We start from the raw sequence: 23294 nt of genomic DNA on the forward strand, positions 1-23294 counted from the left end.
TTTGGGCTCGGCTGGCGAGCGTTGATTCCGGGGGCCATTAGCGATACCCTTACGTCTTTCATGGTCGTCAAACTCGTGATCTAACAGCGGGGAACCTTGATACATGGCACGCAAGTGGCAACGCATGAAAGGCGTGCTGATCGGTGCTGTTACGCTGTGCGCTCTATCTGGCCCCGTGCCTGGCGCGTATGCACGCGACTCCACGGCGCCCGCCGACTCGAACGCGCAGTTTCAGGGCACGATCGCGCTGGCGCAGTTGCCACGCGAAGCGGTCAATACATTGAACTTGATTGCCGCAGGCGGGCCTTACCCGTATGAGAAGGACGGCATCGTATTCGGCAATCGCGAACGGTTGCTGCCGGCCCATCGGCGCGGCTATTACCACGAATACACCGTTTCCACGCCTCGCTCACGTAATCGCGGGGCGCGTCGCATCGTCTGCGGAGGTCCGCTGAAGCGAACCGACAATTGTTACTACTCGGACGACCACTACACCAGTTTTAATCGTATTGTTGAATGACATCGGGATGAACGGCATGAGCGACAACGTCTACGCGCACGACTCCGGAGTCGCGACGGATCTTTTCGCGGCCGGCGACGGCAATCTGTTCCAGCGCGTCATGCAGATGCGAGCCGCCGATCAGGGCCGCGAGAACCAGAGCGAAGCAGGCACTGTGGTTTCATCGAACGAGGAGCCCATGAGTCTTTTCAAGACCGTACGACCGAACATCGTACAGTCGATCCGCGCGTTCCGCGTGCAGGATCTCGCCGACGAGGCCAACCAGCTCGGCCAGCATTTTCTGTATGCGTATTGCGCCAATGCGCAGTCCAAACAGGAAGTGCTGGAGACTATCGCGACGTCGTTCCTGTTTCCGAAACACTTCGGCAAGAATTACGACGCGCTTTACGACTGTTTGACCGATCTGGTTCATAAGGCGGGTGCGCAGCCGGGCTTCGTGATCGTCCTCGAGCAGTTGCCGGTGGCGCAGAAGTTCGACAAGGAAGGGCGCGAAACGCTGCTGGACGTGTTCCGCGAAGCCTCCGAGTTCTGGGCCGAGCGCAAGGTGGCGTTCCGGGTGTTTTACTCGTTTGCCTGAGATTTTCGTTTGTATTTTTGCCCGGGCGTTTCCTGCTTGGGCTAAGTGACAAAGGCCCGCCAATGGCGGGCCTTTGTTTTTGCTGCGGCAGATGCCGACGTGACCTCCGCCGCCCCGATCCATGCATTCGGCAAACCCTGCACGCAGACGGCTTACCAGCCGCCCCAGCCGGCCGCCAGTGCCGACAGCACTGCGATGCCGGCAGTTTCAGTGCGCATCACGCGCGGGCCGAGGCCGACGGCGGTGAATCCGTGGTCGGTCGCGGCTGCTTCCTCTGCGGCGGAAAAGCCGCCTTCCGGGCCGACCAGCACTGTTACGCGGCCTTTTGGCGGCTCGGCGGGCAACGCGGAAAAGCTGATACTGGCCCGCGGCGACAGCAGAATGCGCAAGTCGCCTTCGTCAGGCGTGCGAGGCATGGCGCCCAGCCAGGTGGCGATCTCGCGCACCGGCATGACTTCCGGCAGGCGATTGCGCCCGCACTGCTCGCACGACGCCCGCACGATCCCTTGCCAATGCGCATGGCGCCGCTGCGCGCGCTCGCCCGACAGACGCACGACGCTGCGGGTGGTGGTCAGCGGCACGAAGGCTGCCGCGCCGAGTTCGACGGCCTTTTCGATCAGCCAGTCCATCTTGTCGCCGCCGGCGATGCCCTGCGCGAGCGTGAGGCGATACGGCGCCTCGACTTCGATATTGCGGAATTCGCGGATTCTTACCTTGGCCGAGCGGCGCTCGACCTCGACGAGTTCGGCGCTATATTCGCCGCCTTCGCCATTGAACAGCACGATCGAATCGCCGGGCTGCAAACGCAGCACGAGCACATGCCGAACGACGTCATCGGGAAGCTGCATGATGTCGTCGGGTTGGAGGGGCGTTCCGACGAAGAAGCGTGGCATCAGAAAAATACTCATTGGTTCACGAAAGGTGGCGAGCGAGCGCCCAGCGGTAGCCGTCCAGATCTTCGACCTGGGCGAAGCGGTCGCCCCAGAACTGATCCTGTGGCTCGCTCAGCGATTTTGCGCCGGCGGCCAGCGCCCGCGCGTAAATCGCGTCGACATCGTCGACATAGACATAGAACGATTGCGGTGCGATCGCGCCCGCGCTTTTCGGTGTTTTCGCAGCCGAGCCGAACGCGCCTTCCGGTGCGAACATCACGATCAACTGGCCTTGGTAGGTCATCTCGACATGCATGACGACACCGTCGTCCTGGACGCTGTCGCGCACTTCGAAGCCGAACGCCGCCGTGAAGAACGCGGACGCGGCACGTGCATCGCGCACCGTCAGATAGGGGGTCAACCAGGGCACACCGGCGGGGCGGGAGGCGGTCATGGAGTTCTCCGGATCCAAAGGGTTGGCGGGCATAGGCAGCAAGTCCAGGCGGACGGTCGCGCATCGAGATGCCGATAGCGCAGTCCGACGGAACCGAGCATTTTGCCCACGCGTTAGCTTGCTGGCTTTAAGAATTGACTTAGTTTATCGCGCACTGAGCGGGATGCCGAGAACAGTCCGGCGTGCATGGCCGTGTCGTAGTGCATCAGGTCGTCGATCTGGCGCGCGGCGAGGCGGGCCGCGAGCGTATCGGCGGTGAGCGCGGCCGGGTCGAGCGTGTCGCTGGCGGTGGCCATCATCCAGAGCGAGCCGTACAGAGGGATGAACGTGCTCATGGTGCGGACAATGGCGAACGCCGCGCGCAGGTCGCCGAGCAGGCGCGCAATGCGCTCGGCGTGAAAATACGGCGAACCGAGATGCACGGAGACGGCGGCCGTCGGGCTCATGATCCGCTTGAGCTGCTGATAGAAGGCTTGCGTGTAAAGGCCTGCGGCGGGTGAGTCGGGCGGCGTCAGGTCGAACACGACCAGATCGAATTGCGCCGGCGCCGCGGCTTCGACGTAATGCGCGGCGTCGCCGATCACCAGTTCGACACGAGGGTCGTCGAAGGCGCCACCGTGCACTTCCGGCAGATGATCGCGCGTCAGGCGGACCACTTCGGCGTCCAACTCCGCCACCACGATCCGTTCGATGCCCGCATGCCTCAGCAATTGCCGCGCGGCGCCGCCGTCGCCGCCGCCCAGCACGAGCGCCGCTTGCGGCGATGGATGCGCCAGCGCGGCCGGGTGCACCATGCATTCGTGATAGATGAACTCGTCGCCGGCGGACGCCATCGGACGGCCGTCGAGCGTGAAGAGCCGGCCGAGCTGCGGCGTATCCCAGACTTCTATCCGCTGGAAAGGCGAATCGACGTGCGCCACCCGCTTCGCATGCGGAAATCCGTAGACGGCGTCGGGACTCGGTCGGAACAGCAGCGGAGCGCTCACGGCTGGCGGGCTCCGGGCGGAGCGCGGTGGGTTGAGGTTGTGCAATTGTAAAGGGGGAAGTACGGCGCGGCCTCGGCGGACGCACCGAGCCGCGCGACCCGTCGGCTTTCGGGGCGGGGGGCGGGCAACGTTCTGTTAGAATGTCACGCTTTCAGCCTTGTCCGTTTGCTCTGCCCGTTTCGCGTCTCGTGGCGCCGCACCGTGCGCCCGAGTGAGCTGGCATTCGAGCATCCGGGCCTCAAGCGCGTACCGCCTTCTGACTCTGTCTCCGGACTCGACATGACGACCCCGTCTCCCGCACCCACTTCCTTGATGGCCAACGCAATCCGCGCGTTGTCCATGGACGCCGTTCAAAAAGCGAACTCCGGCCACCCCGGCATGCCGATGGGCATGGCCGAAATCGGCGTGGCTTTGTGGTCGCGTCATCTGCGCCACAACCCGAAGAACCCGCAATGGGCCGATCGCGACCGTTTCGTGCTGTCGAACGGCCACGGCTCGATGCTGCTGTATTCGCTGCTGCACCTGACCGGCTACGATCTGCCGATCGAAGAGCTGAAGAACTTCCGCCAGATGCATTCGAAGACGCCGGGCCACCCGGAATACGGCATCACGCCGGGCGTCGAAACGACCACGGGCCCGCTCGGCCAGGGTCTGGCGAACGCGGTCGGCATGGCGCTTGCCGAGTCGCTGCTCGCGACCGAGTTCAACAAGCCTGACGCAACCATCGTCGACCACCACACGTACGTGTTCGTCGGCGACGGCTGCCTGATGGAAGGCATCTCGCACGAAGCGTGCTCGCTCGCGGGCGTGCTGAAGCTGAACAAGCTGATCGCGTTCTACGACGACAACGGCATCTCGATCGACGGCGAAGTGGTGCACTGGTTCCACGACGACACGCCGAAGCGCTTCGAGGCGTATGGCTGGAACGTGATCCCGAACGTGGTCGGCCACGACGTCGAGGCAGTCGACGCAGCCATCAAGCAGGCCAAGCAATCCGACAAGCCCACGCTGATCTGCTGCAAGACGGTGATCGGCGAAGGCTCGCCGAACAAGGCGGGCAGCCACGATTCGCACGGCTCGGCGCTCGGCGACAAGGAAGTCGCGGCCACGCGCGAGAAGATCGGCTGGAAGTGGGAACCGTTCGTGATCCCGCAAGAGGTCTACTCCGCATGGGACGCAAAGGAAGCCGGCGCACGCAACGAAGCCGAGTGGGACAAGGCGTTCGCCGCTTACGCAGCCAAATATCCGCAGGAAGCCGCTGAATTCAAGCGCCGCGATGCGAAGCAGTTGCCGGCCGACTGGAAGGAAAAGGCCAAGGCGATCATTGCCGGCGCGAACGAGCGCGCGGAAACCGTCGCAACGCGCAAGGCATCGCAACAGGCTATCGAGGCGTTGTCGGCCGTGCTGCCGGAACTGCTCGGCGGCTCCGCTGACCTGACCGGTTCGAACCTGACCAACTGGAAGGCCGCCAAGCCGGTGCGCGTGAACGCCGAAGGCAAGGCTGCCGGCAACTACGTCAATTACGGCGTGCGCGAATTCGGCATGAGCGCCGCGATCAACGGCGTCGCGCTGCATGGCGGCTTCAAGGCCTTCGGCGGCACGTTCCTGACGTTCTCGGACTACAGCCGCAACGCGCTGCGCGTCGCCGCGCTGATGAAAGCGCCGTCGATCTTCGTGTTCACGCACGACTCGATTGGTCTGGGCGAAGACGGCCCGACCCACCAGTCGATCGAACATGTTGCGAGCCTGCGTCTGATTCCGCACCTGCAAGTGTGGCGTCCGGCTGATACCGTGGAGACGGCGGTGGCCTGGACTCACGCGGTCGAACATCACGGCCCGTCGGCCCTGATCTTCAGCCGTCAGAACCTGCCGTTCTCGGAACGCACGGACGCGCAGATCGCCAACATCGAGAAGGGCGGTTACGTGCTGCGCGACTGGAACGACGAAATCGTCGCGCGCAAGATCATCCTGATCGCCACCGGTTCGGAAGTCGAACTGGCGCTGAACGCGGTCGAGCCGCTGGCGCGCGAAGGCATCGCGGCGCGCGTCGTGTCCATGCCGTCGACCACTGTGTTCGACAAGCAGGACGCCGAATACCGCGAGCGCGTGCTGCCGCAAGGCGTGCGCCGCGTCGCGATCGAAGCGGGCGTTTCGGATTTCTGGCGCAAGTACGTGGGTCTGGAAGGCGGCGTGGTCGGTATCGACACGTTCGGCGAATCGGCCCCGGCTGGCGTGCTGTTCAAGCATTTCGGCTTCACCGTCGAACACGTGGTGGAGACGGCAAAAGCCGCACTCGGCTGATCCTGGACAAGCGTTGCCGTTTGCGTGCGAACGCGCGGCAACGCTGTCAGTCAGACGGACCTGGAAGAATTTTTTTAGCCATCAGGAGATAGACCATGACGATTCGCGTCGCAATCAACGGCTACGGCCGGATCGGCCGCAACACGCTGCGCGCCTTCTATGAAAACGGCAAGAAGCACGATATCGAAATCGTCGCCATCAACGATCTCGGCGATGCCAAGACCAATGCTCACCTGACGCAGTACGACACGGCGCACGGCAAGTTCCCGGGCGAAGTGTCGGTGGACGGCGACTACCTGGTCGTCAACGGCGACAAGATCCGCGTGCTGGCCAACCGCAACCCGGCTGAACTGCCGTGGGGCGAGCTGAACGTCGACGTCGTGCTGGAATGCACGGGCTTTTTCACGACCAAGGAAAAGGCGAGCGCGCACATCAAGGGCGGCGCGAAGAAGGTGATCATTTCGGCGCCGGGCGGTAAAGACGTCGACGCCACGATCGTCTACGGCGTGAACCACAACGTGCTGAAGGCATCGGACACGGTCATCTCGAACGCCTCGTGCACGACGAACTGCCTCGCACCGCTCGTCAAGCCGCTGAACGACAAGATCGGCCTGGTGAACGGTCTGATGACCACGATCCACGCATACACGAACGACCAGGTTCTGACGGACGTGTACCACGAAGACCTGCGCCGTGCGCGCTCGGCCACGCATAGCCAGATCCCGACCAAGACCGGCGCTGCTTCGGCGGTCGGCCTGGTGCTGCCGGAACTGAACGGCAAGCTGGACGGCTACGCGATTCGCGTCCCGACGATCAACGTGTCGGTCGTCGACCTGTCGTTCATCGCCGCGCGCGACACGACGGTCGAAGAAGTCAACGCGATCATGAAGGAAGCGTCGGAAGGCTCGCTGAAGGGCATCCTCGGCTACAACGATGCACCGCTGGTGTCGATCGACTTCAACCACAACCCGGCTTCGTCGACGTTCGACGCGACGCTGACCAAGGTGTCGGGCCGTCTGGTGAAGGTGTCGAGCTGGTACGACAACGAGTGGGGTTTCTCGAACCGCATGCTGGACACGGCTGTGGCGCTGGCTAACGCGAAGTAAATCACAGCGCTTAGTGCGCTAGCTATGCCTGCCAAAGCCGGTTTGAGTCGGCGGAGGCAGAAAAAAAACCGCTCTTCGGAGCGGTTTTTTTTCGCCTACTGCGGTTGCGGAGTCGGGAAATAGACGCCGGCGCGCTGCGCGGCGTTCGAGATATGCGTTTCGATGGCCTTGCCGGCCGCGGCGGAATCGCGCGCCTTCAGCGCATCCAGAATCACGCGATGCTCGTTGTACGTGGATAGCACCAGTTCACGCCGGTAATACGGCATGCGCTGGCTTTCCTTCATGATCTCCGCGCTGCTGCTCAGGATCGACTCGATGGCAGCATTGCCGGCAATGCTGACGATCCGCATGTGGAAGTCGTAGTCGAGCCGGGCGGCTTCATCGAGTTCGTCGCAGGCGAGCGCCGTTTGCATGGCCGTGATGTTGTCTTCGAACCACGCGAGGTCGGAATCGCTGACCGCGAGCGCCGCCATACGCGCGATAAAGCCTTCCAGCGCGAAACGCATCTGATACGTATCAGGCAGCGACGACTGCTCCGCGAAGCGCCACGGTTGCGCGGCCGACGCCTGCGCGCTTTCCACGTACACACCCTTGCCGGGCCTGATTACCAGCAAACCGAGCGCTTCGAGCGTGGAGAGCGCTTCGCGCAACGAAGCACGGCTGATCGCGAGTTCTTCGGAGAGCTGACGCTGAGCCGGCAGCAAGCTGCCCACCGGATAGACGCCCGCTTCGATCCGTTCGCGGATGGTCGCGATCGCGGCATCGGTGACGGTATGCGGGACGTTTTTCATCGTTGTCTCACTGTGGAATCGCGGTCTGACCAGCATTGTAATACGCGGTCCGAACGCTCGTGCAGCTTACCGTCTGCTGACGCCGATCCGGCCAAAAACCGCTGCAAAAACAGCGGGTAAACACTGTTTTATGAAACCTTGACGTCAGTATATCGGCTTCCTACTATTCGACATAACAGCACTGGTCGGACCAGTCTGAACAGATGTGAATCGTAACCAGGAGGAAGCCGTGTTGAAATTTTTCAATTCGCTGTTTGGCCGGGTCGTCATAGCGCTGGTGGCCGGTATCGTGATCGGCGCCGTATTCCCGCATTTCGCCCAATCGCTGCGTCCACTCGGCGACGGCTTTCTCAAGCTGATCAAGATGGTGATCGGCCCGATCGTCTTCTGCGTCGTGGTCAGCGGCATGGCGCATGCCGGCGACTTGCGCAAAGTGGGCCGCGTCGGCCTGAAGGCCGTGGTCTACTTCGAGGTGATGACGACGATCGCGCTCGTGATCGGCGCAGTCCTGGCGTACGTTACGCGTCCCGGCGTCGGCATGAATATCGATCTTCGCTCGCTGGATCCCGCGTCGCTCTCCACATACACCGAGCACGCCAAGAGCCTGAAGGACACGGCCGGCTTCCTGCTGAAAATCATCCCCGACACCGCGATCAACGCTTTCGCCACCGGCGACATTCTGCAAATTCTGGTGTTTTCGGTGCTGTTCGGCTCGGCGCTGTCGCTGCTCGGCAATAAGGCGCAGCGCGTGAGCAGCCTGATCGACGAACTGTCGCAAGTGTTTTTCCGCGTGATGGGTTTCATCATCAAGCTCGCGCCGCTCGGCGTGCTGGGGGCGATCGCCTTCACCACCGGCACGTACGGCGTCGAATCGCTTAAGCAACTCGGCTTGCTGGTGCTCGTGTTCTACGCGAGCTGCTTCGTGTTCGTAGTCGTGGTGTTGGGCGTCGTCATGCGGCTGGCCGGCTTCAGCATCTTCAAGCTGATTCGCTACCTGCGCGAAGAGTTGTCGATCGTGCTCGGCACCGCTTCGTCCGACGCCGTGCTGCCGCAGATCATGCGCAAGCTCGAATGGATGGGCGTCAAGGATTCGACCGTCGGCCTCGTCATTCCGACCGGCTACTCGTTCAATCTGGACGGCTTTTCCATCTACCTCACGCTCGCCGTGATTTTCATCGCGCAGGCCACCAACACGCCGCTGTCGATGCACGACCTGATCGTGGTGGTGCTGGTTTCGCTGGTGACCTCGAAGGGCGCGCACGGCATTCCCGGCTCGGCCATCGTGATTCTGGCCGCCACGCTGTCCGCGATTCCGGCGATTCCCGTGCTCGGCCTCGTGCTGATCCTGCCGGTCGACTGGTTCGTCGGCATTGCGCGCGCGTTGACCAACCTGATCGGCAACTGCGTGGCGACAGTGGTGGTCGCCGTGTGGGAGAACGATATCGACCGGGCGCGCGCTCATCGCGTGCTGAATCGCGACGCGGCATTGCGCTACGTGCCGGCCGGCGACGACGCCGCGCCCGCCGCTGGCGAACACGCTCCTGCCGTCTAAACCGCCTGAAATCTGCTTCCGAATCCGCGCGCGCCCACGCAGCAGCGCGCGTTCTGCGCCGGCAGAGGCTGCACATGCCGGCTCTCCTTCACTTTTTCGCGCCTGACCGAGACTAGAGACAATGGCTAATCCGATCCTCGACCCCAACGCTCCTGCTTTCACCCGTCGCTATATGAACCTCGCCGACCCGCGCCTGGGCGCGAAGGCGCTCTTCGCCAGCGACGAATTCTTCGCGCCGAAAGAACGCATGCTCGAACCGCAACCGGCGGTGTTCATTCCCGGTAAGTACGACGACCACGGCAAATGGATGGACGGCTGGGAAACCCGCCGCAAGCGCACCACCGGTCACGATTATTGTGTGATTCGCCTCGCGCACCCGGGCGTCGTGTACGGCGTGGATCTGGATACGAGCCACTTCACCGGGAATTTTCCGCCGGCCGCATCGATCGACGCCTGCTACGTGGAGGGCGACGTGCCGCCCGACAACGCCGACTGGCAAACGCTCGTGCCGGCTACCACGTTGCAGGGCAACCAGCACCACTACGTCGACGTGAGCGACGCACGCGCCTTCACTCATCTGCGTGTGAATCTGTACCCGGACGGCGGCCTCGCCCGCCTGCGCGTGTACGGCCAGCCTAAGCGCGATTGGGGGCGCGTTGAGCGCGGCACGCTGCTGGACCTGGCCGCCATCGAAAACGGCGCGTATCTGGTCGCCGCGAACAACCAGCATTTCGGGCCGGCCTCGCAGATGCTGATGCCGGGCCGTGGCGTCAACATGGGCGACGGCTGGGAAACCCGGCGCCGTCGCGAGCCGGGCAACGACTGGGCGATCGTCGCTTTGGCGCGGCCGGGCGTGATCCGCAAGATCGAAGTGGATACGGCGCACTTCAAGGGCAATTTCCCGGACCGCTGCTCGCTGCAAGCCGCGTCGGTGACGGGCGGCACGGACGATTCGCTCGTCACGCAGGCGATGTTCTGGCCGGTGCTGCTCGGCGAGCAAAAACTGCAGATGGACCACGTCCACACCTTCGCGGACAACCTCGCGTCGCTGGGCCCGGTCACGCATGTGCGTTTCAATATCTTTCCGGACGGCGGCGTGTCGCGTCTGCGCCTGTGGGGCGAAATCGCATAGCGGAGGGGCGGCGTCGATGAAGACATTGCAGATGGAACGGCTCACGCGCGCGGCTTTCGCGCCGTTCGGCGACGTTATCGAACTGGACAACGCACGTCATTTCGCCATCAACGGCGGTACGACCGAGCGTTATCACGACCTCGCCTGCGTCGACGTGACGGAGCAAGGCGGGCGGCCGCTGATCAACCTGTTTCGCGCGCAGCCGCGCGCGCTGCCGGTCGAGATCACGATGATGGAGCGGCATCCGCTCGGCAGCCAGGCTTTCATTCCCTTAACGGCGGGCCGCTATCTGGTGGTGGTCGCGCCGGCCGGCGAATTCGATCCGTCGCAAATGCGCGCCTTCTGGACCGATGCGTGGCAGGGTGTGAACTATGCGAAAGGCGTCTGGCATCACCCGTTGCTCGCGCTCGATCGGGTGAGCGATTTCGTGGTGGTCGATCGGGGCGGCGAGCAGCCCAATTGCGACGAATTGTCATTGGTAGAGCCGTGGCGGCTGACGTTCGAAGCTAGCGCCGAGCTGGTGGGCTAGGGGCGTCAACGGCGCGCGTACAGAATCGCGTCGCAGATGCAAAAAGACCCGGCCGAATTACATCGGCCGGGTCTTTTTTGCCCGCCGGACCGCGCACCCCAGCGCGGCCGGCCTCGCGTCAATGCTTGCGATGCGGGCAGTTCTCCTTGGTGCAGGCACCGTACAGAGCCAACGCGTGCTCCTGCAGCTTGAAGCCGCGTTCCTTCGCGATGGACTGCTGACGGCTCTCGATTTCGGAGTCGAAAAACTCTTCGACGAGCCCGCAATCGAGACACACGAGGTGGTCGTGGTGCGACCCCTCATTCAGTTCGAACACCGCTTTACCCGACTCGAAATTGCTGCGCGAGAGCAGGCCGGCCTGCTCGAATTGCGTCAGCACGCGATACACGGTTGCAAGCCCGATATCGAGTTCTTCGTGCAGCAGGTTGCGGTACACATCTTCGGCGGTCAGGTGACGCACCGGGCTGTGCTGGAAAATCTCAAGGATTTTGAGGCGCGGAAGGGTCGCCTTGAGCCCGATATTCTTGAGATCGGTTGGATTGGTCATGACAAGGGATCCCTAGAGTACAATGCTGGGCTCTCATAGTAATGTGTTTTTGGCGTTCTGGTCATCTTCGATGGAATGAAACTCGCGCGGCTCGTCAGCGGGCCCGCACGGTGAGTGAAATGATTTCAAAATCTCAATTGATCTACCGGGGGAGCCGCATGCGGGGTACCTTGATCGCTGTTGCGACTGTCGCGGTTCTTGCCGGATGTTCCACTTACGACAGCCTGACACAGCGTATTGCCCAAAGCATCACGCCGTACCGTATCACGGTGGTGCAAGGCAATTTCGTCTCGAAAGAAGCGGCTGCACAGATGCAGGTCGGCTTGACCCGCGCGCAGGTCAAGCAACTGCTCGGCACGCCGCTCCTGACCGACATGTTCCACGCGGACCGCTGGGACTATGTGTTCTATTTCAAGCGCGGCTCGACGAGTGTCGTCCAGCAGCGCGACTTCGTGGTCATGTTCGCGGGCGACCGCGTCGCCAGCTGGTCGGGTGGTGACGATCTGCCGTCCAACCTCGAATTGCTGGCCGAAATCGACGGCGACAAGCTGGGCAAGAAGAAGGCCGCCACAGCCGTGGCGAGCGGCGCGAGTGGCGCGAGCGGTGCAGCCGCCGCCGCGGCGCCGGTCACGCTGGACACCGTGCGTTCGCCGTCCGTCCCCGGCGCTGCTGGCGCAGCAACGCCGTCAACGGACGCCAACGCGGAAGCCGCGCAAGCCGCCAATCGTGCGACCAATGCGGTGCAACTGTCGCCCGCGCGTCCGAATGTGCCGAGCGCGCCGACGGCGAACGGCGGCGGCATCCCGCAGCAAAGCCCCACGGGCAATGGGCAGCCGCAGTTCCAGTTCCATCGTCCGCCGCCGCCGCAGAATCCGGGTACGGACAACAGCAATCCGGTCGGACCGACGGGCCCGCAGAGCAGCAACGGCGGCCCGACGCACAACGCGCCGCTGACCTCGTCATCGTCTACGGGAACGGGCGGCTAATTGCGCTGTCCCTGTCTTAAGACTCATCCTTAAGACTCACGCTTAAGACGAACGCCGCGCACGGGCAGCCGCAGTGCGCGGTGTTCGTGCGGTTCTCTGCTTTTTCAGTCATGCGCGGCGCACGGGTGCTGCCCGCCGCCGCTTTCGCCCGCCTTTGCCGGGTTTTGCCTTTTCGAACCCTCGTAGCCATGAAAATTGCCATTGCTGGCGCATCGGGCCGTATGGGCCGCATGCTCATCGAAACAGTCCTCAACGATACCGACGCCACGCTGTCCGGCGCACTCGATCGTGCGGGCTCCCCGCAACTTGGCCAGGACGCCGGCGCGTTTCTCGGCAAACAGACGGGCGTCATGCTAACCGACGATGTCGAGCGCGTATTCGCCGAATCCGACTACCTGATCGACTTCACGCGCCCCGAAGGCACGCTGATGCATCTTGAAGCGGCGCAGCGTCACAACGTGAAAATGGTGATCGGCACCACCGGCTTCGACAACGAACAGAAGGCGCAACTGCGCGCCGCGGCTGACAAGATCGCCATCATGTTTGCGTCGAACATGAGCGTCGGCGTGAACGTTACGCTGAAGCTGCTCGAATACGCCGCGAAGCACTTCGCGACGGGCTACGACATCGAGATCATCGAGGCGCATCACCGTCACAAGGTCGACGCGCCGTCCGGCACGGCGTTGACCATGGGCGAAGTGATCGCCAACGCGCTCGGCCGCAATCTCGACGACTGCGCGGTCTACAGCCGCGAAGGCGTCACCGGCGAACGCGACCCGTCCACGATCGGTTTTTCGGCGATTCGCGGTGGCGACATTGTCGGCGACCATACGGTGCTGTTTGCGGGCATCGGCGAGCGCATCGAAATCACGCACAAATCGGCGAGCCGTCTGTCGTATGCGCAAGGCGCGCTTCGTGCTGTCCGTTTCCTCGAAGGCCACTCCACCGGCTTTTTCGACATGCAAGACGTACTCGGCCTGCGTTGAACGCTGAATTCAACGCTGTGTCCGACGTATTCTGAGCGAAGGCCGGGAACACAACGTCTCCCGGCACCCTCCTGAAATCACTACTCCACGGCGAGGTCAGATGGCAGGCAGCAGCGGCATCATCCATTACCTGCAAACCAGCGACGCGATCACGCATGGCGTCGCTTACGTGCTGCTGGCCATGTCGATTGCAAGCTGGTGCTTTCTGATCGTCAAAAGTTGGATCCTCACGCGCGCGAAACGTCAGGCCACGCGCGCGATCGCGCAGTTCTGGCAGGCGCCCACGTTGTCCGAAGGTGTCGCGGCGCTCAGGCGCGCGGACCGCGAACGGGTCTTCACACCGCTCGCCGAAGCGGCGCTTCATGCGGCTGAGGTGGATATTCCGGGCGCGCTGCTCGCCCGCGTCGAGCGTGGCGAGCGGGTGCTGCGGGCGTTGCGCCAGGCGCTGAATGCTTCACAGCGGCGGCTCGAATTCGGCCAGGTGCTGCTGGCCTCGGTGGGCAGCACGGCGCCTTTCGTCGGCTTGCTCGGCACCGTGTGGGGCATCTATCACGCGCTCGGCAGCATTGCGGCGAGCGGTCAGGCGCAGATCGAAAACGTCGCCGGGCCGGTCGGCGAGGCGCTCATCATGACCGCTTTCGGCCTCGTGGTCGCGATTCCGGCGGTGCTCGCGTACAACGTGCTCGGCCGGCTGGTGCGGCAGTTGTCGGAAGAGCTCGACGGCTTTGCGCACGACCTGCACGCCTACGTGTGCGCGCCAGCGGAACAGGTTCCAGCGCACGCGCGCGCCCACCAGGCCTCGACCCACTAGGCGCGCCGCTCAGGCAGAAGGAGGCGACATGGCATTCGGCGGACTCGAGAAAAAGCAGACGGCCGCGCCCATGGCCGAGATCAACATGACGCCGCTGATCGACGTGATGCTGGTGCTGCTGGTGATTTTTATCATTACCGCGCCTTTGTTCACGCACGCGATCCGGCTCGATTTGCCGAAAGTCGCGGCCGCGCCCGCGCGCGAGACGTCGCAAACCATTTCCCTTTCCATCGACGCCGCCGGCAAACTCTATTGGAACGGCACCGTCATCACGCTTGAGCAGATGCGCGCGCGCTTCGCGCAAGCGGGCAAGCAGAGCGACCAGCCAGAGATCCATCTGAGCGCCGAGCGCTCCACGCGCTACGAGGTGATCGCGCAGGTCATGGGCGCGGCGCAGCAGGCCGGCCTCGAGCGGATCGGTTTCGTGACCGACCCGCCGCCGCCGGCTGCCAAGCCGTAGGCGCGGCGTACCCGTCCGCGGACGGTATAATCAGCCCTTTCCCCCGCAGAAGGGGAATCAACGCCATTTCATCCAGCAGAGCACCAGGCCCGGTGCGAAAGCACCGAACCCAGCGATCCCATCACACCATGCACGAAAAATACGTTCCCTCCGACGTCGAATCCGCCGCGCAAGGGCAATGGCGCGCCATCGACGCGTACAAGACGACGGAAGTCACCGACAAGCCCAAGTTCTATTGCGTTTCGATGCTGCCGTACCCGTCGGGCAAGCTGCACATGGGTCACGTGCGCAATTACACGATCAACGACGTGATGTACCGCTATCTGCGGATGAACGGCTACAACGTGCTGATGCCGATGGGTTGGGACGCGTTCGGCATGCCGGCGGAAAACGCCGCGATGGCCAACAACGTGCCGCCCGCGCAGTGGACCTACGACAACATCGCTTACATGAAGAAGCAGATGCAGTCCATGGGCCTCGCGATCGACTGGTCGCGCGAAGTCGCGACCTGCAGCCCTGACTACTACAAGTGGAACCAGTGGCTGTTCCTGAAGATGCTGGAAAAGGGCATCGCGTACAAGAAAACCGGCACCGTCAACTGGGATCCGGTCGATCAGACCGTGCTCGCCAACGAGCAGGTGATCGACGGCCGCGGCTGGCGTTCGGGCGCGCTCGTCGAAAAGCGCGAAATCCCGATGTACTACATGCGCATCACGCAGTACGCGGACGAGCTGCTGAACGACCTCGACGGCCTCGGCTGGCCCGAGCGCGTCAAGATCATGCAGCAGAACTGGATCGGCAAGAGCTTCGGCGTGAACTTCGGCTTCCCGTATGAGATCGACGGTGAACAGAAGCTGCTGCGCGTGTTCACCACGCGCGCCGACACGATCATGGGCGTCACCTTCTGCGCGATTGCCGCCGAGCATCCGCTCGCCACGCGCCTTGCGCAAGACAAGCCAGAACTGCAGGCCTTCATCGAGGAATGCAAGCGCGGCGGCGTGGCTGAAGCCGACGTCGCGACCATGGAAAAGAAGGGCATGGCCACCGGCTTCACCGTCACGCATCCGCTGACGCAGGAGCAGGTCGAAGTGTGGATCGGCAACTATGTGCTGATGAGCTACGGCGAAGGCGCGGTGATGGGCGTGCCGGCGCACGACGAGCGCGACTTTGCATTCGTGAAGAAATACGGTCTGCCGATCAAGCAGGTGGTCGCCATTGAAGGCAAGGACTACTCGACCGATGCCTGGCAGGAATGGTACGGCGAGAAGACCGGCACGCTGATCAACAGCGGCAAGTACGACGGCCTCAACTACGAACAGGCAGTCGACCGCATCGCCGCCGACCTGAAGGAACTCGGCCTCGGCGACAAGCAGATCACGTGGCGTCTGCGTGACTGGGGCGTGTCGCGCCAGCGCTACTGGGGCACGCCGATTCCGATCATTCACTGCCCGACGTGCGGCGACGTGCCTGTGCCGGAAAAAGATCTGCCGGTGGTGCTGCCCGAAGACCTCGTGCCGGACGGCACGGGCAATCCGCTCGCCAAGTCCGAAGCGTTCGTGAACTGCACCTGCCCGACCTGCGGCGGCGCGGCCAAACGCGAAACCGACACGATGGACACCTTCGTCGATTCGTCGTGGTACTTCTACCGCTATGCGTCGCCGGGTGCGAAGACCATGGTCGACGAGCGCACCGATTATTGGGCGCCGATGGATCAGTACATCGGCGGCATCGAGCACGCGATTCTTCACCTGTTGTACTCGCGCTTCTGGGCGAAGGTGATGCGCGACCTCGGTCTGATCAAGTTCGGCGAGCCGGCCAAGAATCTGTTGACGCAGGGCATGGTGCTCAACGAAACCTACTATCGTGAAAACGAAGCGGGCAAGAAAACCTGGTACAACCCGGCCGACGTGACCGTCTCGTTCGACGACAAGGGCCGCCCGGTCGGCGCGATCCTCAACGCGGACGGCCAGCCGGTGGTGCTCGGCGGCGTCGAGAAAATGTCGAAGTCGAAGAACAACGGCGTCGATCCGCAATTGCTGATCGATCAGCACGGCGCGGACACCGCGCGTCTGTTCGTCATGTTCGCCGCACCGCCCGAGCAGTCGCTCGAATGGTCCGGTTCGGGCGTGGAAGGCGCGAGCCGCTTCCTGCGCCGTGTGTGGAGTTTCAGTCAAACGAACGAAGCCGCGTTGCGCCAGGGCGGCACGTTCGACGCCGCGCAACTGAGCGACGTCGAAAAAACCTTGCGCCGCGAGATTTACAGCGTGCTGAAGCAGGCCGACTTCGACTATCAGCGTCTGCAATACAACACGGTGGTGTCGGCCGCGATGAAGATGCTCAACGCGCTCGACAGCGCGAAGGGCGCCCGCCCGGCCGTGCTGCGCGAAACCTGCAGTGTGATGCTGCGTGTGTTGTATCCGGTCGTGCCGCACCTCACGTTCCAGTTGTGGCAGGAACTCGGTTACGCCGACGAACTCGGCTCGCTGCTCGACGCGCCGTGGCCGAAGGTCGACGAGAAGGCGCTGGAGCAGTCCGAGATCGAACTCGTGCTGCAGGTGAACGGCAAGGTGCGCGGCGCGATCACGGTGGCCAAAGACGCCTCGCGTGAAGCGATCGAACAGCTTGCGGCCGCTCACGAGATGGTCGCCAAGTTCAGCGAAGGCAAGGCGCCCAAGAAGATCATCGTGGTGCCGGGCCGTCTCGTGAACGTGGTCGTGTGAGGATCAACGAAGACATGACAGCAGGCAGGACGCCGCCGCGCGCGGCGGCGCTTGTCCGCGCTGCGGAATCTACTGCGAACCAGGAGCCAATGTGACTCGCAGATCGTTTTTGACGCTGGCTTGCAGCGTGCTGATGTTGTCCGCCTGCGGCTTCCAGCTGCGCGGCCAGCAGGACTACGCATTCAAACGCCTCTTTATCGCCGGCGGATCTCCATCGGCGGCCGCGCGCTTGACGCGTATCGTGCAAGGCGGCAGCGACACGGTCGTGGTCACGTCGGTCGCGAATGCCGACGCCACCTTGCAGATCACCGAAGGCCGTGGCACCAGCACGCTGACGCTGAACTCGCTGGGCGCGGTCGAAGAGTACGCACTGAATCTTTCGATGACCTATTCGCTAACGGCCAAGGACGGCACGCTGCTGATTCCGCCGAGCGTGATCGCGCTGAACCGCGCGATGACCTATAGCGATCAATATTCGCAAGCGAAAGCCGCCGAAAGCGAAATTCTCTTCGCCGATATGGAAAACGACGCGATCGACCAGCTCACGCGACGTCTGTCTGTCGTTCGCACGATGCATCCGGCGCCGGGCCAGGAAGTGCCGTCGATTGCGCCGCGCGCGCCGTTGCCGCCGCCGCCGCTGTGAGCGTCGTGCCGCGTTCTTTGTTTCGCTTAATGTGCCGCACCTGTTCAACCTCGCCGATCGGTAGCCATGCAACTGCGACTTGACGCGCTCGAAGCGCATCTCGCCAAGGGACTTGCCGGACTGTACGTCGTGTACGGTGACGAGCACCTGCTCGCGCAGGAAGCGTGCGACCGGATTCGCGCCACCGCGCGCGCGGCCGGCTTCACCGATCGCTCGGTGTTCACGGTGGAGCGCGGGTTCGACTGGAGTTCGCTGCTGGGCGCGAGCCAGTCGATGTCGCTGTTCGGCGACCGTCAACTGGTCGAGTTGCGCATTCCGTCTGGCAAGCCAGGCAAGGAAGGCGCGGACGCGCTGAAAGCGCTGGCCGCCGCCGTGAACGACGACGTGCTCACCATGATCACGCTGCCGCGACTCGATGCGGCCACGCAGAAGTCGGCGTGGTTCACGGCGTTGTCCGACGCGGGCGTCGCGCTGAAAATCGATCCGGTCGAGCGTGCGCAGTTGCCGAATTGGGTTGGCCAGCGGCTCGCTGCCCAAGGGCAACGTGTAGCCGCCGGAGAAGAAGGGCGGCGCGCGTTGGCCTTTATCGCCGAGCGTGTGGAGGGCAATCTGCTTGCCGCGCATCAGGAAATCCAGAAGCTCGGGCTGCTGTATCCGGCCGGGTCGCTGAGCTTCGAGCAGGTTCAGGACGCCGTGCTCAACGTCGCCCGTTATGACGTTTTCAAGTTGAACGAAGCGATGCTGGCCGGCGACGTCGGCCGCCTGTCGCGCATGCTTGACGGCTTGCGCGGTGAAGGCGAGGCCGCGGTACTGGTGCTGTGGGCCGTGGTGGAAGAAATCCGCACGCTGCTGCGCATCAAACGCGGCGTAGCGGCCGGCAAGCCGCTTGCCGTGCTGGTGCGCGAGAACCGCGTATGGGGTCCGCGCGAACGGTTGATCGGTCCGGCCCTGTCGCGGGTCAGCGAGGGCGCGCTGGAAAAGGCGCTTGCGCTGGCGGCGCGGCTGGATCGGCAGGTCAAAGGTTTGTCGGGCGGCACGCCGGGCAATCATCGCAACGATCCGCCGCCTGATCCGTGGGATGGCCTGTTCGAATTGGCCATGACGGTGGCTTCGCCGAAAACATCGCCCGTGCCACCGCCACGACCTCGGCCCGGAACTGCTGCACCGGCACGAAGGCCGGCCTGAACGGCAACGCCAGGCCAGCCGGCAAGCTGTGGGGGCGCTTTTGAGTCGCTCATGAGACGCTCTTGGATCGCATCGTGATGTCTTCCTGAAGCGCGAGTGAACCGGCAAGCCTGCTACGTTCCTCGTGCGCCGGGGTGAAGAACAACCCGCCCGGCGGCAAGCAAAGCGCCTTCGCTCGACTTACAATCGTTGAATCATTCGCTCATTCTGTCCGTCCGCCGCACCTCGATGTGCGCGGCACCACGAGAATTTCCATGGATATCGACCAGTACATGACCGACCTCGGCCGTCGCGCCCGCCAAGCATCGCGGGCGATGGCGCGGGCGTCGACGGCGGCGAAGAACGCCGCGCTCGCAGCCGTCGCCGAGGCGATCGAGCGCGACGCCGCCTCGCTGAAAGAAGCGAATGCGCGCGACGTGGCCAAGGCTCGCGAGAAAGGCCATGACGCCGCGTTCATCGACCGTTTGACGCTGTCGGACAAAGCGCTGAAGACGATGGTCGAAGGTCTGCGGCAAGTCGCCGCGCTGGCCGATCCGATCGGCGAGATCAGCAATCTGAAGTACCGGCCGAGCGGCATTCAGGTCGGTCAGATGCGCGTGCCGCTTGGCGTGATCGGCATCATCTACGAATCGCGTCCGAACGTGACGATCGACGCCGCGGCGCTCTGCCTCAAGTCGGGCAACGCCACCATTCTGCGCGGCGGTTCGGAAGCGCTCGAATGCAATACGGCGCTGGCAAAGCTGATCGGCGAAGGTCTCGAAGCCGCCGGATTGCCGCAGGACGCCGTGCAAGTGGTCGCCACGTCGGACCGCGCGGCGGTCGGCAAGCTGATCACCATGACGGAGTACGTCGACGTGATCGTGCCGCGCGGCGGCAAGAGCCTGATCGAGCGTCTGATGAACGAAGCGCGCGTGCCGATGATCAAGCATCTCGACGGCATCTGCCACGTGTACGTGGACGATCGCGCGGATCTGACCAAGGCGCTGACCGTTTGCGACAACGCCAAGACGCACCGCTACGGCACCTGCAATACGATGGAAACGCTGCTGGTCGCACGCGGTATCGCGGCTCAAGTGCTGCCGCCTTTGGGCAAGCTGTATCGCGACAAGGAAGTCGAACTGCGGGTGGACGCCGCGGCGCGCGCCGTGCTGGCGGATGCGGGCGTGGGCCCGCTTGTCGATGCGACCGAAGAAGACTGGCGCACCGAATATCTCGCGCCGGTGCTGGCGATCAAGGTGGTGGACGATCTCGATGCGGCAATCGAGCACATCAACGAGTACAGCTCGCAGCACACCGACGCGATCGTCACCGAAGACCACGATCGCGCGATGCGCTTCCTGCGCGAAGTGGACTCGGCGAGCGTGATGGTCAATGCGTCGACGCGTTTTGCCGATGGCTTCGAATTCGGTCTGGGCGCGGAGATCGGCATCTCGAACGACAAGCTGCACGCGCGCGGTCCGGTTGGACTCGAAGGGCTGACGTCGATGAAGTACGTCGTGCTCGGGCACGGCGAAGGCCGTCAATAAGGGCGGCTTCGCCGGTTCGTCTTTCGTAGAATCGCGCTGATGTGCGCGCTTCTCTTCACGCCACTACGCTGCACAAGGATCGTCGATGCTTTGGGTCAAAACGTTTCATATCGTCCTGGTTGCTTCGTGGTTCGCCGGCCTGTTCTATCTGCCGCGCATCTTCGTCAATCTGGCGATGGAAACGGAACCCGCGGCCACGGCGCGTCTGTTGACGATGGCGCGCAAGCTGTTTCGCTTCATGACGTTTATCGCGGTGCCGGCGCTGGCGTGCGGACTGTGGCTGTGGCTCGTAATTGGTATCGGCAGCGGGCAGGGTTGGATTCACGCGAAGGTCGGTGTGGTGGTGCTGCTGATCGGTTATCACGCGTATTGCGGCGTGCTGCTGCGGACGTTCGAGCGCGGGGAGAATCGTCGGTCGGACAAGTGGTATCGGATGTTCAACGAGTTGCCGGTGCTGGGGATGCTGGCGGCGGTGGCGTTGGTGGTGATCAAGCCGTTTTAACGCGTGGGCGAGCGTTCGCTGCGTTGGTCAGGTTGCAGGCGCGGAATTGTGGAAGGGCGGTTTGCTGGGTTCGGCAAACCGCCTTTTTTTATTGTTGGTTTCGATGTGCGACGCATTGTCTTAGGCTGAACGGATAGCGTAGTTGTGAGGCTATATTGGGACGACCAATGCGCGTGTGGGCTGATTTATAATTTCCGCACCATTGGCACCAACCGATGGTCTGGTTTAGCAGCCAGTGCCAAAAACCGCACCCCGCCCAGGCGGGCGTGCGTCTGCCTCTGCACGTCTAATTTCAATGGGCGGGCCGTGGTGGGGAGCCGAAAGGCTCGCCGGTATGTTTTTGGCCCGGTCTGCTAACCCGCTACGTGCCCGCTCACCCTCCTTGCAAGCGAGTGTCGGGCGATCCAGTTAAGTTTCAGGAGATCGCACCATGAGCAAGTCCATCAAAAATCAACCCGCCTCACGCCCGCCAGTCGATGCCTTGCAGTACGAAAAGCTCGCGTTGTCCGCATTCGGTTCCTGCGACCGGCAGTTGACTCAACTTAACCGTTTGGCCACGCTTGCGACCTCGATATATAGGAATCCTGCATTGACCCATCACGAACGACGCAACCGACAAGTGCTGCTCGAACTGCTGGTTGAAACGTGCGAGGAGTACGAGCGGGAAGTGGAAGGCGACCGCGAGTTGTATCAGGTGATTGCGCTCGATGCGAAGGGTGTCGCGCATCGGCGGATTACGGCGGGTGCAGCGGCGAAGTTGCTGGCGGAGGCGGGGCAGAAACCGAAAAAAGACAAGCCGATCGTTGGACGGGGCGTGCCAGCGACGCGCAGATCGGCGGAGAGTAAAACCGATGTGACGGCGCACTGAGATTGACTGTCGATTAGCTCTATAAATGAAAAGAGGCGCGACCGGTCGCGCCTGTTAGGTCCTTGGCTCAGCGCTATTGAACGCCTATGCGCTATCTCAGCGCGTCGTAGTTGACGACGCCACACGCCATGCATCTCCGCGTCGCACATACAGATTGGTGAAAGCATTAGCGGTTGTTTTCATGCCGGCGCTCGGTGTGTAGTGGCTGACTCCGGAAACCATCGCGACATTTCCAAAGACTCGCACCTTCAGTTCGCCGAGCGTTTTGCGCGGACCTAGGCAGAAACATCGGCGCGAGCAGGACGTCGGCCTTCGTACGACGCGCACCGTTAGCCATCGTCTCGACGAACGAATCGTCGAGCAGTTGGTCGAGCGTCGCGCGGTCGCCGCGAATGATAGGCTGAGGACAGCCAGGAAGGTAGGTGTTTCATGATCTATATCCGCTGAATGGGCGACTCTAGGTCTCTTAGGTTGGTTTGCCAGATCACCTTGGATCGCCACCTACAAGCGCATCGGTTTTGCGGCGGCGCTCAGGCCGCCGCGTTTGACTCATCGACGAGTCATTTGCGATGACACGACACGCCAGCCATCGACTCTGCGCACGAAGACATCGGTAAACGAATAGTCCACCGGCTGAACGGTAGGGCCCGGCTTGAAATGATTGGTGCCGATGACGATGGCCATGTCGCCGTTCACATGCACGTCCACATCCATCAAGACTTGCGATGACCCCTGCGGCGGTGGCGGCGCGAGCAGCACATCGGATTTGCTGCGGCGCTGGCCGTTAGGAGAAGTTTCCACAAATGAATCGTCAAGAAGCTTGTCCATCGTGGCGCGGTTGGTCGTTAGGATTGCTTGGATCCAGGTTTGCTCCATTGCCTTCAATGTCGCTTCGTCGTTATCGGCAGCGAATGCGCGGGGTGCGGTAAAGCATAGTGTTAGGAGAGTTAGCGCGAGATAGGAGCGGGATTTCATAATAGATAAAATTATCAATATTAATTGGCGTTGGAACGATAAATGCGCTTTTGCGAAGATATCCGATGATTAAGCAAATTGCTTTCGCGGTCTTTAGAAAATAAAGGCGCGGAGTGCGCGATAGACCAAGCAATTGTAAAAATTCTAGTATTTTTGTTGAGGTTTGATTGTAGGAGAAATCCTAATTTCTTCGTTCACGATGAAGTCCATCTAGCTAGTCTGCGGCTATTGATAAATATGCAAGATCGCGAGCGCGAAAGTATTG

General features: G+C 62.7%; 23 protein-coding genes. 17 read left to right on the forward strand and 6 right to left on the reverse strand.

Features of this window, described 5'->3' with window-relative positions:
* Positions 1–103: 103 nt before the first annotated feature.
* Positions 104–520 (forward strand): ribonuclease, encoded by a 417-nt coding sequence (locus tag AC57B1_RS32780; protein ID WP_091799089.1) that lies wholly within the window; start codon positions 104–106, stop codon positions 518–520.
* A 16-nt stretch (positions 521–536) separates the two neighbouring features.
* On the forward strand, positions 537–1097 hold the full coding sequence (locus tag AC57B1_RS32785) for a barstar family protein (protein WP_091801013.1): 561 nt from the start codon (positions 537–539) through the stop codon (positions 1095–1097).
* Positions 1098–1249: 152 nt separating this feature from the next.
* On the opposite strand, the gene AC57B1_RS32790 is transcribed toward AC57B1_RS32785, so the two are convergent.
* From AC57B1_RS32790 to speE, 3 genes are all read right to left on the reverse strand, one after another.
* Positions 1250–1990, reverse strand: coding sequence for a 16S rRNA (uracil(1498)-N(3))-methyltransferase (locus AC57B1_RS32790; RefSeq protein WP_408186917.1), 741 nt, complete (start codon positions 1988–1990; stop codon positions 1250–1252).
* A gap of 19 nt (positions 1991–2009) precedes the next feature.
* Positions 2010–2423, reverse strand: a complete 414-nt coding sequence (locus tag AC57B1_RS32795) for a VOC family protein (RefSeq protein ID WP_011489849.1) — start codon at positions 2421–2423, stop codon at positions 2010–2012.
* A 113-nt stretch (positions 2424–2536) separates the two neighbouring features.
* Positions 2537–3409, reverse strand: a complete 873-nt coding sequence (gene speE, locus AC57B1_RS32800; RefSeq protein ID WP_496419822.1) for a polyamine aminopropyltransferase — start codon at positions 3407–3409, stop codon at positions 2537–2539.
* A gap of 279 nt (positions 3410–3688) precedes the next feature.
* Between speE and tkt the strand changes: the two genes are divergently transcribed.
* Complete coding sequence (gene tkt / locus AC57B1_RS32805) at positions 3689–5710, forward strand: transketolase (protein ID WP_091799099.1); 2022 nt, start codon at positions 3689–3691, stop codon at positions 5708–5710.
* Between the two features lie 95 nt (positions 5711–5805).
* On the forward strand, positions 5806–6816 hold the full coding sequence (gene gap, locus AC57B1_RS32810; protein ID WP_408182856.1) for a type I glyceraldehyde-3-phosphate dehydrogenase: 1011 nt from the start codon (positions 5806–5808) through the stop codon (positions 6814–6816).
* Between the two features lie 95 nt (positions 6817–6911).
* On the opposite strand, the gene AC57B1_RS32815 is transcribed toward gap, so the two are convergent.
* Positions 6912–7607, reverse strand: a complete 696-nt coding sequence (locus AC57B1_RS32815) for a FadR/GntR family transcriptional regulator (protein WP_496419823.1) — start codon at positions 7605–7607, stop codon at positions 6912–6914.
* A gap of 229 nt (positions 7608–7836) precedes the next feature.
* On the opposite strand from AC57B1_RS32815, the gene AC57B1_RS32820 reads away from it, so the two are divergent.
* From AC57B1_RS32820 to AC57B1_RS32830, 3 genes are all read left to right on the forward strand, one after another.
* Entirely contained in the window at positions 7837–9159 is a 1323-nt protein-coding gene (locus tag AC57B1_RS32820) for a C4-dicarboxylate transporter DctA (protein WP_408186907.1), read from the forward strand.
* Positions 9160–9280: 121 nt separating this feature from the next.
* Positions 9281–10291 carry an allantoicase gene (alc, locus tag AC57B1_RS32825; RefSeq protein ID WP_496419824.1) on the forward strand — a complete coding sequence of 337 codons (1011 nt, stop codon included), beginning with the start codon at positions 9281–9283 and terminating at the stop codon, positions 10289–10291.
* A gap of 16 nt (positions 10292–10307) precedes the next feature.
* Complete coding sequence (locus AC57B1_RS32830; RefSeq protein WP_496419825.1) at positions 10308–10820, forward strand: ureidoglycolate lyase; 513 nt, start codon at positions 10308–10310, stop codon at positions 10818–10820.
* A gap of 118 nt (positions 10821–10938) precedes the next feature.
* On the opposite strand, the gene fur is transcribed toward AC57B1_RS32830, so the two are convergent.
* A complete protein-coding gene (fur, locus tag AC57B1_RS32835) occupies positions 10939–11367 on the reverse strand; it encodes a ferric iron uptake transcriptional regulator (RefSeq protein WP_012434340.1) in 429 nt (142 codons plus the stop codon).
* Between the two features lie 158 nt (positions 11368–11525).
* On the opposite strand from fur, the gene AC57B1_RS32840 reads away from it, so the two are divergent.
* The 10 genes from AC57B1_RS32840 (at position 11526) to AC57B1_RS32885 (ending at position 22054) form a co-directional block, all read left to right on the forward strand.
* Entirely contained in the window at positions 11526–12353 is an 828-nt protein-coding gene (locus tag AC57B1_RS32840) for an outer membrane protein assembly factor BamE (RefSeq protein ID WP_408352178.1), read from the forward strand.
* Between the two features lie 188 nt (positions 12354–12541).
* Positions 12542–13339, forward strand: coding sequence for a 4-hydroxy-tetrahydrodipicolinate reductase (gene dapB, locus AC57B1_RS32845; RefSeq protein ID WP_091799121.1), 798 nt, complete (start codon positions 12542–12544; stop codon positions 13337–13339).
* Positions 13340–13439: 100 nt separating this feature from the next.
* Entirely contained in the window at positions 13440–14150 is a 711-nt protein-coding gene (locus AC57B1_RS32850; protein ID WP_408301197.1) for a MotA/TolQ/ExbB proton channel family protein, read from the forward strand.
* A gap of 28 nt (positions 14151–14178) precedes the next feature.
* The gene (locus AC57B1_RS32855) at positions 14179–14610 is read left to right on the forward strand and encodes an ExbD/TolR family protein (RefSeq protein WP_091799129.1); all 432 of its coding nucleotides are present in this window, start codon (positions 14179–14181) and stop codon (positions 14608–14610) included.
* A gap of 128 nt (positions 14611–14738) precedes the next feature.
* Positions 14739–17330 (forward strand): leucine--tRNA ligase, encoded by a 2592-nt coding sequence (gene leuS, locus AC57B1_RS32860; protein ID WP_496419826.1) that lies wholly within the window; start codon positions 14739–14741, stop codon positions 17328–17330.
* A gap of 91 nt (positions 17331–17421) precedes the next feature.
* Positions 17422–17973 (forward strand): LPS-assembly lipoprotein LptE, encoded by a 552-nt coding sequence (locus AC57B1_RS32865; protein ID WP_091799135.1) that lies wholly within the window; start codon positions 17422–17424, stop codon positions 17971–17973.
* 66 nt (positions 17974–18039) lie between these two features.
* Complete coding sequence (gene holA, locus AC57B1_RS32870; RefSeq protein ID WP_496419827.1) at positions 18040–19158, forward strand: DNA polymerase III subunit delta; 1119 nt, start codon at positions 18040–18042, stop codon at positions 19156–19158.
* A 254-nt stretch (positions 19159–19412) separates the two neighbouring features.
* Entirely contained in the window at positions 19413–20684 is a 1272-nt protein-coding gene (locus AC57B1_RS32875) for a glutamate-5-semialdehyde dehydrogenase (RefSeq protein WP_091799142.1), read from the forward strand.
* An 85-nt stretch (positions 20685–20769) separates the two neighbouring features.
* Positions 20770–21186, forward strand: coding sequence for a CopD family protein (locus AC57B1_RS32880; RefSeq protein ID WP_007180398.1), 417 nt, complete (start codon positions 20770–20772; stop codon positions 21184–21186).
* A gap of 430 nt (positions 21187–21616) precedes the next feature.
* Positions 21617–22054, forward strand: a complete 438-nt coding sequence (locus AC57B1_RS32885; protein ID WP_496419828.1) for a hypothetical protein — start codon at positions 21617–21619, stop codon at positions 22052–22054.
* 549 nt (positions 22055–22603) lie between these two features.
* Here the strand turns inward: AC57B1_RS32885 and AC57B1_RS32890 are convergent.
* Positions 22604–23029 (reverse strand): nuclear transport factor 2 family protein, encoded by a 426-nt coding sequence (locus AC57B1_RS32890; RefSeq protein ID WP_408352167.1) that lies wholly within the window; start codon positions 23027–23029, stop codon positions 22604–22606.
* Positions 23030–23294 lie beyond the last annotated feature (265 nt).

The sequence above is a fragment of the Paraburkholderia sp. BGA-UO-ETr-F21 genome, from assembly GCF_059567925.1.